The 12,146-nt window shown below is 33.1% G+C and carries 13 protein-coding genes and 1 pseudogene; 3 read left to right on the forward strand and 11 right to left on the reverse strand.

Annotated elements, in window-relative coordinates; translation table 11 throughout:
• The 5 genes from spoIISB to KI369_RS19445 form a co-directional block, all read right to left on the reverse strand.
• Positions 1-166: stage II sporulation protein SB (spoIISB, locus tag KI369_RS29705; protein WP_274382460.1), on the reverse strand; the 166-nt coding region annotated here is incomplete at its 3' end.
• A gap of 76 nt (positions 167-242) precedes the next feature.
• Complete coding sequence (locus tag KI369_RS19430) at positions 243-368, reverse strand: hypothetical protein (RefSeq protein WP_000588712.1); 126 nt, start codon at positions 366-368, stop codon at positions 243-245.
• 112 nt (positions 369-480) lie between these two features.
• Positions 481-1,218, reverse strand: coding sequence for a type II toxin-antitoxin system SpoIISA family toxin (locus tag KI369_RS19435; RefSeq protein ID WP_212957050.1), 738 nt, complete (start codon positions 1,216-1,218; stop codon positions 481-483).
• Between the two features lie 188 nt (positions 1,219-1,406).
• Positions 1,407-2,144 (reverse strand): 2,3-diphosphoglycerate-dependent phosphoglycerate mutase, encoded by a 738-nt coding sequence (gene gpmA / locus KI369_RS19440; RefSeq protein ID WP_212957041.1) that lies wholly within the window; start codon positions 2,142-2,144, stop codon positions 1,407-1,409.
• A 166-nt stretch (positions 2,145-2,310) separates the two neighbouring features.
• On the reverse strand, positions 2,311-2,793 hold the full coding sequence (locus KI369_RS19445) for a MarR family winged helix-turn-helix transcriptional regulator (RefSeq protein ID WP_212957042.1): 483 nt from the start codon (positions 2,791-2,793) through the stop codon (positions 2,311-2,313).
• A gap of 106 nt (positions 2,794-2,899) precedes the next feature.
• Between KI369_RS19445 and KI369_RS19450 the strand changes: the two genes are divergently transcribed.
• On the forward strand, positions 2,900-4,585 hold the full coding sequence (locus tag KI369_RS19450; RefSeq protein ID WP_212957043.1) for an alpha-keto acid decarboxylase family protein: 1,686 nt from the start codon (positions 2,900-2,902) through the stop codon (positions 4,583-4,585).
• A gap of 47 nt (positions 4,586-4,632) precedes the next feature.
• On the opposite strand, the gene KI369_RS19455 is transcribed toward KI369_RS19450, so the two are convergent.
• Together KI369_RS19455 and KI369_RS19460 are read right to left on the reverse strand one after the other, a co-directional pair.
• Positions 4,633-5,040: a VOC family protein gene (locus tag KI369_RS19455; protein ID WP_212957044.1), complete on the reverse strand. Its 408-nt coding sequence runs from the start codon at positions 5,038-5,040 to the stop codon at positions 4,633-4,635.
• A gap of 119 nt (positions 5,041-5,159) precedes the next feature.
• Complete coding sequence (locus KI369_RS19460; RefSeq protein WP_212957045.1) at positions 5,160-5,870, reverse strand: class I SAM-dependent methyltransferase; 711 nt, start codon at positions 5,868-5,870, stop codon at positions 5,160-5,162.
• An 810-nt stretch (positions 5,871-6,680) separates the two neighbouring features.
• Between KI369_RS19460 and exsF the strand changes: the two genes are divergently transcribed.
• A complete protein-coding gene (exsF, locus tag KI369_RS19465; RefSeq protein WP_212957046.1) occupies positions 6,681-7,184 on the forward strand; it encodes an exosporium protein ExsF in 504 nt (167 codons plus the stop codon).
• A 1,011-nt stretch (positions 7,185-8,195) separates the two neighbouring features.
• Here exsF and KI369_RS29525 read toward each other — a convergent pair.
• From KI369_RS29525 to KI369_RS19480, 3 genes and pseudogenes are all read right to left on the reverse strand, one after another.
• Positions 8,196-8,549, reverse strand: coding sequence for a hypothetical protein (locus tag KI369_RS29525; protein WP_238484941.1), 354 nt, complete (start codon positions 8,547-8,549; stop codon positions 8,196-8,198).
• A gap of 169 nt (positions 8,550-8,718) precedes the next feature.
• Entirely contained in the window at positions 8,719-10,071 is a 1,353-nt protein-coding gene (locus KI369_RS19475; RefSeq protein WP_212957047.1) for a DEAD/DEAH box helicase, read from the reverse strand.
• 73 nt (positions 10,072-10,144) lie between these two features.
• A pseudogene (locus tag KI369_RS19480) lies at positions 10,145-10,414 on the reverse strand (hypothetical protein).
• 29 nt (positions 10,415-10,443) lie between these two features.
• Here KI369_RS19480 and KI369_RS19485 point away from each other — a divergent pair.
• Positions 10,444-11,235, forward strand: a complete 792-nt coding sequence (locus tag KI369_RS19485) for a hypothetical protein (RefSeq protein ID WP_212957048.1) — start codon at positions 10,444-10,446, stop codon at positions 11,233-11,235.
• 44 nt (positions 11,236-11,279) lie between these two features.
• Here KI369_RS19485 and KI369_RS19490 read toward each other — a convergent pair whose 3' ends face one another.
• The gene (locus KI369_RS19490; RefSeq protein ID WP_212957049.1) at positions 11,280-11,966 is read right to left on the reverse strand and encodes an MBL fold metallo-hydrolase; all 687 of its coding nucleotides are present in this window, start codon (positions 11,964-11,966) and stop codon (positions 11,280-11,282) included.
• Positions 11,967-12,146: the final 180 nt, after the last annotated feature.

Raw genomic sequence — 12,146 nt, forward strand, 5'->3', positions numbered from 1 at the left:
CTTTCGTTTTTTTTGCTCTCATATATTTTGAAGTACCATTATTCATTAATTTCTCTAAACGATTTATATTTTCCGTTAACGCACCTTTCACAAGAGAGAAATCTGTATTTGGTTCTTCTTTTTTTTCTTTAAAAAATGAAGACTTTTGTACATTTACTTCAGCCATCTCTTCTCCCCCCTCTTCAAAAAGATACAATCTTCTATTTATATTATATCGCAAATGCAGACAGCGTGTACACGTATCATTTTCTTTTTAATTCTTCTTCTAACTCTTCTACTTGCTGTAATGTATCTCCTTTTATTAACGAGAAATCTGTTGTATCTTCATTATCTTCTTTAAAAAAATCATTGTCATAATCTTTTATCACTACAATCACCTCTACGTGCTAGTGTAGGAATGATTGTCCGATTTTATACAAGTTTGTCTAAATTCGCTTTCCCTTTATGTATAAGTGAAAAGGACAGAAAAAATTTCTGTCCTTATTTACTAAAATAACTATGATGTATTGTTAAATTATATACATTTTCAAAATCTCGATCTTGCAGGTTATTTTTCTTCCCATCAATAACAATGAAAACATCACTCACTATTTTTGCTGGTATAATTCCGACATTTTCTACTTGCACTGCTTTCTGCTCATTCAATTGCTCGATGTGTTCAAACGGAACCATAATACTAAATTGAGAGCGAATACCACGAAAGTTTGTATTTAATTCCTTTGCCGCTTCAAATACAACTATTTTCGCCCCAATCTTTTCCCCATATGAATCTAAAAATGCGTTTAAGCTCTTTGTATATTCCTCTTCCGTATGCCATTCCATCGTACCGAACATTGCTGGATTGACATTTTGAATGATTGTTGTGTATATTTCTCCTCTTGCTTTAGAAGCAATTAATGACCGTTTTATCGATTGAACTGTCTTGCCGATATCGCTAAATTTCGCTCCCCATATTTCTGAAATATTAGGTGTTAAAATAAATGCAATATCAACGAAAATAACCATTGCAGTGAACATTAAAAGATTTTTCCAGAGGGTTAAATCAATTCCTTTTATCATGAAATACACAGTGACTGATACTATAAACAACCCATACCAAGTCTTTCTAATTCGTTGCTTCTTCTCCTCGTACAACTCTTCGTTTTTCCAATAAAAGAAAACAAGAACTAGAAAAACGATTGCTAAAATAAATAAGCCTATTCGAATGTTAGAGATCACCAATGACATCACCCTCCATTCAAAAACTACTCACGATATCATTACATGCACAAGCAGCTCTCTTTATGACAAAAGACGTGGACAAGCTTCTAAATTTAGCTACATTGCATATACATTAGAAGGTGCCACGTCTTTTATCATGAATCTACATTGTATATGTAGACAAGCATGCGTTTCAAATTTTCATGTTAAAAAGAAATATGTTTCGGAATTTCCCCTTCTGGTACTTCTCCGTCCATACTTAAGTAATAATGACGAATCGGCCATAAATTCTCGTCTAATTCATAAACGAGCGGTATACTCGTTGGAATATTTAATGAAACAACACCATCGCTTGAAAGGTTATCTAAGTATTTCACTAGCGAACGAATCGTATTACCGTGTGATGAAATAATTACCTTTTCACCACTTTTTAATGACGGCGCAATTTCTAAATGCCAATAATCAAGTACTCTTCTCTCCGTATCCACTAAACATTCAGTCAATGGAAACTCACCTTTTTTAAGTGCTTTATATTTTGGATCATTCACTTCATATCTAGGATCATCCTCAGTAAGAGCAGGTGGTCTTACATCAATACTTCTTCTCCAAATATGAACTTGCTCCTCACCATATTTTTTCGCTGTTTCATCTTTATTTAACCCTTGTAATGCACCGTAATGTCTTTCATTTAGCTTCCAACATTTATGTACTGGTACCCAGGCAAGATCCATCTCATGAAGTACAATCCATAACGTCCGGATTGCTCGTTTTAATACAGATGTATAAGCGACATCAAAAGTATATCCATTTTTCTTTAATATCGCTCCTGCTTCTCTCGCTTCACTTAATCCATTCTCTGATAAATCTACATCAGTCCAACCAGTAAAACGATTTTCAAGATTCCATAAACTTTGTCCGTGACGAATAAGTACAAGTTTTATCATAATAATTCCCCTCTCGGAAATGTGAATTTTATTGTTCCATTGCGTACACGTATAAAGTATCTAGTAAAGTATTTTTTTATCCATTCACTCTATGACCAATCCATAGTTGCCAAATGTATGGATAAAATTTGTTCTTTTTCAAACTATAAAACAGATATATCTCGTATTATTTTTGCTCGATTGCAACTTCTCGTTTCGACATCCAAGCATCAAAGCCTGAGCGGCTATTTGCCATTTCATTCATAACTTGATGCCAATTTTCTTCACACGATTCACCAAATTTTGAAAAAATAGCAGCCATTTGTTGTCTTTGTACATCGCTTAATTTTTTCTCTAAATCGGTACCTTCCACTGTTAATGATAACTGTTTCACACGACGGTCATGTGTAGCTTCATTACTCTCAATTAAATTCTTTTCCACAAGTTGTCGTAATGGTCCGTGTAGCGCTTGTTTACTTATTTCTAGCAATGATAATAACTCATTTACACTTATCCCTGGAAAGCGTGCGATAAAAAATAAAATTCGGTGATGTACTCGTTGTATGCCATACTCTTTTATAATTTCATCTGGCTTTTCAGTAAATGTTTTATATGCAAAGTAAAATAATGCTAATGCTTCATTCATCTGTTCTTCTTTATGTTGTGTCATCTACTTTCCCCCTGTATGTAAATTATACCACATTCTAGTAATGAATATTTTAATCAATACTCTAGAGCTGCTTTCGTTTATTACAAGAAAGCAAAACAATTAGGAGATGATTCACTTGAAAACGCAATATACTGTAAGTACATATTTATTAGACCGACTAAGCGAATTAGGAATTGAGCACATTTTTGGTGTCCCTGGTGATTATAATTTGGCTTTTTTAGATGATGTACTAGCACATGAAAAGCTAGAGTGGATTAGTAATTGTAATGAATTAAATGCAGCATATGCTGCTGATGGATATGCTCGTATAAAAGGAATCGCCGCTCTTATTACCACTTTTGGTGTTGGAGAATTAAGCGCTATTAACGGTGTTGCTGGCTCATACGCAGAAAACGTACCTGTTATAAAAATCACGGGGACACCACCAACAACAGTAATGGAAAATGGGGCACTCGTTCATCATACGTTAGGTGATGGAAAGTTCGATCATTTTCCCAATATGTATAGAGAACTCACGGTGGCACAATCAAAATTAACACCTGAGCATGCCGCTGAAGAAATTGACCGTGTGTTACGTGCATGTTTGAGTGAGAAACGCCCTGTTCATATTCAATTACCTATTGATGTGTATAATAAACCAATTAATAAACCTACGGAACCAATTTTACATAAACCAGTTGTAAGTAATAAAGATGCGCTAGATAAAATGCTTCTACATGCAATTCCAAAAATAAACAGTGCCAAAAAACCTGTGATTTTAGCTGATTTTGAAGTAGATCGTTTTCATACAAAAGAATATTTATATCAATTTGTAGAAAAAACGGGGTTTCCTATTGCAACGTTAAGTATGGGGAAAGGAATATTCCCTGAAAAACACCCTCAATTTATAGGAATTTATACTGGTGATGTAAGTTCTCCATACTTACGAAAAAGAATTGATGAATCTGACTGTATTATTAGTATTGGTGTAAAGTTAACTGATACTATTACAGGCGGTTTCACACAAGGTTTTACGAAAGAACAAGTTATAGAAATTCATCCCTACGCTGTGAAAATTATAGATAAAAAATATGGACCAGTTGTAATGAAAGATGTTTTACAACATTTAAGTGACTTAATTGAGCATCGCAATGAGGAAACTCTTGAAATTAAGCCGTTTATTTCAGAATCAATTTCTATTACAGAAAAGTCTAATCCAAAAATGCAAATGGTTACGCAAAAACGTTTTTGGCAGCAAATGTACCATTTCTTACAAGAAAACGACGTCTTAATCGTAGAGCAAGGAACACCTTTCTTTGGTAGTGCCATTATCCCATTACCTACTAACACTACATATGTAGCGCAACCATTATGGGGATCGATCGGTTATACATTACCTGCTCTACTCGGTACACAGCTCGCTGACTTATCGCGGCGTAACATTTTAATTATTGGTGATGGTTCTTTCCAATTAACTGTTCAAGAGTTATCGACTATACTTCGTCAAAATTTAAAACCGATTATATTTTTAATTAATAACAATGGATACACTGTTGAACGTGCAATTCACGGCGAAAATCAACCGTATAATGACATACAAATGTGGGATTATACAAAACTAACGAATGTATTTGGAACAGAAGAAAAAAGCCAAACATTTAAAGTAGAAAATGAAACAGAGTTAGAAGAAGTCTTAACTAAAATAAGTGTTGATAAGAATCAACTTACCTTTGTTGAAGTTGTAATGAGCCCAGGGGATCAACCTGAACTGTTAGCTAAACTGGGGAAAAGATTCGGCCAGCAAAATTCTTAAAAAGAAAAGCGTAACTATAAATAGGTTACGCTTTTCTTTTTAAATCTTTATTCAGCAAGAGTTAACTGCCAAGACACACCATACTTATCATTTAACCAACCAAATTTTTTACTAAACGGATAGGCACCTAAAGGCATAAGTACTGCTCCATCTTGGGCTAGTTTATTAAAAGCCGTTTCAATTTCTTCTTCCGTATCACAAGTTACATAAAGAGACATAGCTGGTGTAAATGTAAAATTATGATTTACATAACTATCTATGCACATGAACTCTTGTCCGTGTAAAGTAAAAGTTGCATGAATTACAGTACCCTCTTTACCAGGTCCGTTTTCATCGTAGCGAGAGATACTTACAATTTCTGATTGATCGAATAGCGACGTGTAAAAGTTCATCGCCTCTTCAGCTTTACCTTCAAACATTAAAAACGTAGTGATTTTTTGATTTGGTTTACTCATATAGAGACAGCCCCTTGTTATGTATTTATGTAAAACATACATCGGTCAACAAAACCGAACATATATTCTTATAAATATATTGTCTATAAAAACGATGAGTTTGTCAATTATCTACTTTCTTATTTCTTCTTAAATAGCGCTGTCCAAAGAAATGATTCTCCAAACATAGTATTTGGTTGTTCAATTTGCTTCATCTTTCTAATTTCAATCACTTCAAATTCTTTAAATATCTCTCTTAATTTCTCTTCAGAGTATGCAAGACCACCTTGCAGACTCCATCCTCTATATACGTCCCAATCTGATATTTCCGAGCCATTTCGTTCATCTAAATCACCTGGCGCAAAACATGTTAATCCAAAATAACCACCCGGTTTCAATGAGTTTTTAATTAAATTCACATAATTTATTCTTCTATGCGGTGGAATATGATGTAAACAGCCCGAATCGTATACAAAGTCAAAATCATTTTGACCCTCTAAATTAAAAATCGAATCACAAATAAAGTGAATTTCTATTTCTTTTGCTAACGCTCTCTCTTTCGCCCAATTAATGCCCTCTATAGATAAATCTACTGCTGTTACATCAAACCCTTCATTTGCTAGATAAATTGCATTTCTACCCGGACCACATCCAAGTTCTAGTACTTTTCCTTTTGAAACCCGCTTTTTTTGTATATACGAAACTAGGTTCTCATCTGGAACATTTTCAAAAAACGGAACATCCTTTTCTCTATTCTTATAAAATTCATTCCAAAATGGTTCTGCCGGTCTTAATAATGAATCAAGCATTTCAATAATATCTTCTTGAATATGTAACGTTTCATTTTTCATTTGTATCCCTCCCAATTCAATAGTCAGAAAATTATTATATATCTTTTCGAACTTTCAAACAAAGAAAAAATCCTAAAATAAATTGGATTTAAAATAAATATTCGGTCAATACTGTATGTAGGCTGTATGCCAACATTCATTTAAAGTAGTCTTCTCTGTATCTCCTTGTATTGAGCAGTTAGCTTTTGCTAGCTGCTCTTTTATTTCGTTCCTGTTCTTGCTTCTTGAAGAATTCTTTAACTGCATTTTCCCAATAAGTACACATATCCATTCCCCTTTTCTACAAAATGAAATTTTTATTTTGTTATACGCTTCACTTCTTCAATCAACGAAGATACGAGATTAAAATCACCTTTAAAGATGTTCCATTCAAAAAGCATTCCTTCATATCCTCAAGTAATTCCTCAGCAGTTTCAATTCGTTCTATATTCATTCTTCCTTTCTCCAAAATAACTATTTTATTAAGCCTTTTCACCTTTTAACCGGACAAGCATATATTATTGTATGGAGGAATCCACTCATAAAAATCTACCTTTCTTGTCAAAGAGCATGCTTATATGCGTGCTCTTTTTATTATGTTTTCTTTCATTTCTAAATAACATTTATAACTCTGTTCATACTATTTTTTCAACTTTAGGTTACAAACTATTTCTGTAAGCGTAGTGTTTCCTTTGTACAACAGGCAGTTAGTTTTATTCATAACAGTAGTCCTCTGCACTATTCACTATAAATTTTCATATATTGTATTGTGCTTGTCCAAAACGTGAGGTTATTACTCACGCAATCTAAATGAAAGAAAGGAGTGAAAATATGCGCTCATCTAGTCGTAAGCTCACAAACTTTAATTGTGGCGCACAAGCCCCCAGTACTCTACCAGCTCTCGGTTTTGCTTTTAATGCTACTTCACCTCAATTTGCAACACTATTCACGCCACTACTACTACCTAGTACGGGCCCAAATCCAAATATTACTGTCCCTGTAATCAATGATACAATTAGTACAGGAACTGGTATTAGAATTCAAGAAGCTGGTATTTATCAAATCAGTTATACATTAACAATTAGCCTCGATAATGTTCCAGTAGCCCCCGAAGCCGCGCGCTTTTTCTTGACACTAAACTCATCAACTAATATTATTGCAGGATCTGGAACCGCAGTCCGTTCTAATATCATTGGCACTGGTCAAGTAGATGTATCCAGCGGTGTCATTCTAATAAACTTAAACCCTGGTGATTTAATTCAAATTGTACCGGTTGAAGTAATTGGTACAGTAGATATTCGTTCTGCCGCTTTAACAGTTGCACAAATTCGTTAATAAAAACAATATGCTTGGCTAATTAACATTTAATATTCCTTATACACCCCAAAATATATGTTATAGATGTAACACACATTTATATCAAACAAGCATATTTTATTGTATGGTGACTATCTAGTCATACTAATCTAAAGCGTTCATAAGAGCACACTTATATGTGTGCTTTATTTTTCATGAAAATCAAGCTTTAATATAACTATTTTGTTTTACTTTATACTCATCGCTCTTTTGAACATTTACCTTTTTATTGTTATATTTGTTCATTGTTTTTCTCTTTTATTTTACTAATTAGCTGATTAATTTCACAAACCCATTTTATTAAACATCCCATGTTTCTTTACCTCTTGAATATTTTTCAAATAAAAATACATACTATTTTCAAGCCGCCGTGTCCACGGCTAATACTTCTTTCTTTTATTACAGCAGAAACAGGTAGGTTCTTCACTTATCTGCTTTTTCTGTATATTTTTTAAGAAATCGATAATAATACCAACAAGCTGTTTGAACTAGTAGCTTCACTCTTCTCGTAATGGGGATACAAATTATCACAATTAGCTAACTCATTGAACACACTGGCAGACAACCAAAACCGTTGTCTGCTTTTTGTATGAGATTTTTCGTTTTACATATACTACTTTTGAACCTGCAGACCAATACGAGCCATTTTAGTGCTTGGGATTTCCCTTCCGGGGATAAGTATTTTTTACTTATCCCTTTTCTGTATAGACACGTATAGTTAGGGTAAAACTAATTACAAGCAGATTTTCTGTTTATGCGTAGTTCTAAACAAGATTACTTTTTCTCCTATTAAAGGACGGCAGGTACGACTGCTAGTCCTTTTTTCTTATTTCGTATACTATCCCTTCTGTTAACTTCACACTACATTACCTTCATCGTTATAGTAAGCAAATTCCCCATTAGGATGGCAATGGCGCTTCTCGAGTTCCCCATCGAACAAAAACTAACAAATTAGTTTTCCAGTTTCCAACGATCGTACCCAATACGAGTTTAATCCTTCATAAACTTCTCTTGTTCCATTCCAATAATTGCGGAATGTGTAATAAAAATATTCGCTTGCTTCAATACCTTTTCTTTCAACAAAAGTGTTCTGCTTAAATAGTAGACATAATAAGTTCCGTTCTCTTTTTGCTGCAGCATAAGATTCCCGTACCATTTGGATGTGTTACGAATTTCTTTCACCCCATCGTCCAAATCTTTGTTTGCAAAAGATGTTTTCGTATCGTTATACCAATTGATTTTTTCATAATCCGTATCATCATCAGGGGAGCTAGTACGAATCGCTTTCTCTCGATTTTTTCCGATTAAATATTGTTCATACGTAAGTTGCACTTGTTCTTGCATTGCGACATGGTAGTAATACCCTTGTTCTACTGGTTTTGAACTATAAAATTCTCTTTATAACTTTTAAATACGGTGAATGAAATTTTTGTTTTTTCTTTCCATCATCCTTGTTGTATACAAACAAAAAAAGAGCCGCAATATTTTGCGACTCTTTTAGAATAATAACTATTTAACGGCCACGTCTTTGCTGACCTTGTTTTGTACTACCTTTTTTATTACTTGGCTTATTAAATGATCGATTGTTATCATTTCTCGAACTATTTCTTGAATCACTTCTTGAGCTATTTCTCGAATCACGTCTTGAACCTTCACGGCTATCTCTTTGACGATTTTGATCTGATTTCTTTGGAGCCGGCTTTGGTACCGGTTTTCCATTTTCATCTACACGTTTTATCTTCGGTTGTTCGATTATTTCTCTTTGTATTGGTGCACCAAGCGTTTTTTCAATTTCTTCTAAATGTTTTTCATCTTTCGCTGCAACGAACGTAATTGCAATACCTGATCCACCTGCACGTCCTGTTCGGCCAATGCGGTGAATATAACTTTCTACATCTTCAGGGATATCAAAGTTAAATACGTGCGTTACACCATCTACATCCAGTCCACGAGCTGCTACATCCGTTGCGATTAAGTACTGAATTTTTACTTCGCGGAAACTCTTCATAACTCTTTCACGTTTCGCTTGAGGTATATCACCATGAAGTTCAGCACAATTATAACCTAGTCCTTTTAAATTATCATAAAGCTTACTTGCTCTAACCTTTGTACGACAGAAAATAACTGCTAAAAATGGCTGATCACGATCCATAACAAAACGAAGTGCGTCTGGCTTTGCACGATCTGTCGTCTCAATGACACGCTGCTCAATTGTATTTACTGTTACTTCTTCACTTTGTACTTGAATCATTTGCGGCTCATCCATATAACGTTTCGCCAATTTTTTAATATCTTTTGGCATCGTTGCTGAGAATAACATCGTTTGTTTACTACCAGGTGTCTCATCTAAAATATCTTCAATATCATATAAGAAACCGAAATAAAGCATTTGATCCGCTTCATCTAGTACAATCGTTGAAAGATTACTTAAATCAATTGTTTCACGTCGTATATGATCTAATAATCGTCCTGGTGTTGCAACAACAATATGTGTATTACCTTTTAATTTTCTCAATTGTTGTGCTACATCTTGCCCACCATAAATCGCTAGTACATTAATATCTTCTCTTTGAACAAGCATTTTTTTAATTTCAGTTGTAATTTGCAGTGCTAGTTCCCTTGTTGGTGCAACAATTAAAGCCTGAACATCACTAGACTCTGAATCGATTTTTTCTAAAATCGGTAACACGAATGCTAACGTTTTACCCGTTCCTGTTTTCGCCTGCCCAATAATATCTTTACCTGACATAATAACAGGAATTGCCTTCTCTTGAATTGGTGTTGCTTCTGTAATTCCATTTTCACGTAATGTATGATTAAAAGTTTCACTAATTCCTAATTCTAAAAAGTTTTTCAAATAGACCACTTCTTTTCCTTATTTTTCACATTAGCTTTCATTGTACCATTTGTTTCGCCAAATATGAAAAATAAAAAAATTCTTATCTTCTTTTTTTATATTCATCGTGTACTAGTTGGACAAATTCTTTTTGTTTTTTCTCGGAATTTATTAATGCTTTCATATTTGCGGAATTCAAAATATACTTCTTAATTTTTCAATTACTCCAAATTAAACTTGTCTACTTCGGATCTTCATGTAACTTTCGAAACCACTCGAATTCACTTAACTTTGCAATATGATGTTTTAATCTCATGTCATTTCGTGGATAAAATGTAATTATAGCCATTATTACATCAAGTAATAAACTCATCTTCTCCCCACCTATACATATATATTTCAATGTTACGGAAATATAGTTATAGGGTGATAAAATTGACCACTACATTTATAAAGATATTTTGTATATTTTTCTTACTATATTTTCAATCAACCTCAATTATTATGGCAAAATCTCAAACAAATGTGATAATTGAATTTAAACAAGCTTTACTCAAAAATGATAAAAAATTAATGCAGTCATATGTAACAGAAGGGATTGAACTACCTACTTTCCAAAAGAACAAACCTATTCATGCAATTAAAATAGTACCATCTCCAAAAGAAGATACCACAATTCTTATTTCTTATTCTAAAGACACTGATGATGAATTTACTATCGGTTGCATTTTAGAAATAGTAACAAAGAATAATAAAATATCTCAAATTAATCAAATTTATGATGGAACGAATCCATTTATGAAAGAAGCTACTATCGTAAAAGAATATGAAATAAAGTGTAAGGAACATATACTTACTCCTACAAAATTCCCGTTCGAAATTCACGAATTTCAAGGGTACATCTATAACGATTACTTAGAACTACGATACTACAATGAAGATATTAACGGGATTTTTAAAATCACTGTTGCACCAGTTCAAAACAAATTAGGTTTCTACGTACATAGGGGCGCTAAGTTCTACAGTTTAAAAAATAATATAAAAGCATTATATAATCCTCATTTTGATTCAGCATATGAGCTCCTCTTTCAGAAAAATGGTTTTCAATACACAATTGAAGTTGGTAACAAACGCTATATAAAAGAAAAATATAACGTAAAGGATTTAATTCAAATTGCAGAATCTATGAATTAAAAAACCGATCTTTTCGATATAGGAAAGATCGGTTTTTTATTATTTTATACAGTAAGTTTTCCTCCATGATAACAATAATACGTTGCTACTTTAAGGTTTTTAATTCTTTTTAGAGATTCTTCTGCTTTTTCTAAATCTAAACAAAAACTTGGGTTAGCTATTACTAATTCATGATTATCTTGAACAGCCGCATCCCCTGTAATTACACAGTTTAAATTCGGGAAATATAATGAAATATGCCCCGAAGTATGTCCTGGAGTCGCTACTATTTGACATTCATCATTCAAAATCCTTTGACCATCACATACTTTTTCATCGACAGAAATATGTCTTATATTTTTTAATTGTTGTATAAACCACTCACCAAATTCTTTCTCTTCAATTGGCATACGTTGTAACATGTCTTCAGCTTGAGCCAATCTCTCTGATTTTATATCACCATTAATGTAGTGAGATTCAATTTCACTTGCAATAATATTAACGTGAGAATATTTCACTTTGAAATCATATAATGATCCTATATGATCGTCATCATAATGAGTAATAATTATATTTTTCAAGTTTTTCATCTCATACCCATGTTTTAAAATTGTATCTTCAATTAAAGAGAAAAAGTTTATATAACCTGTATCGACTAAAGTTAATTCATTGTTTACTATAATTAAGCTCGGATAAATACATTGTTTTTCCCCATTAAATTCGAATTCAATTGGTAGTTCTATTATTTTCATTTTTCTTCCCCCATACCGCTAATTAAATATTTAATAAAAACTAAATCATCTACATACATTTTGTTCAAATTTACGTTTAATGCGTACTATCTAAATACCAAAGAAAAAAGCACCCGTTATGGATGCATGTCTTATCTTACCTGCTCAACTACATAAATTAACTTGGGCCTATCCGAAACT

The sequence above is a fragment of the Bacillus sanguinis genome, from assembly GCF_018332475.1.
GTDB lineage: Bacteria > Bacillota > Bacilli > Bacillales > Bacillaceae_G > Bacillus_A > Bacillus_A sanguinis.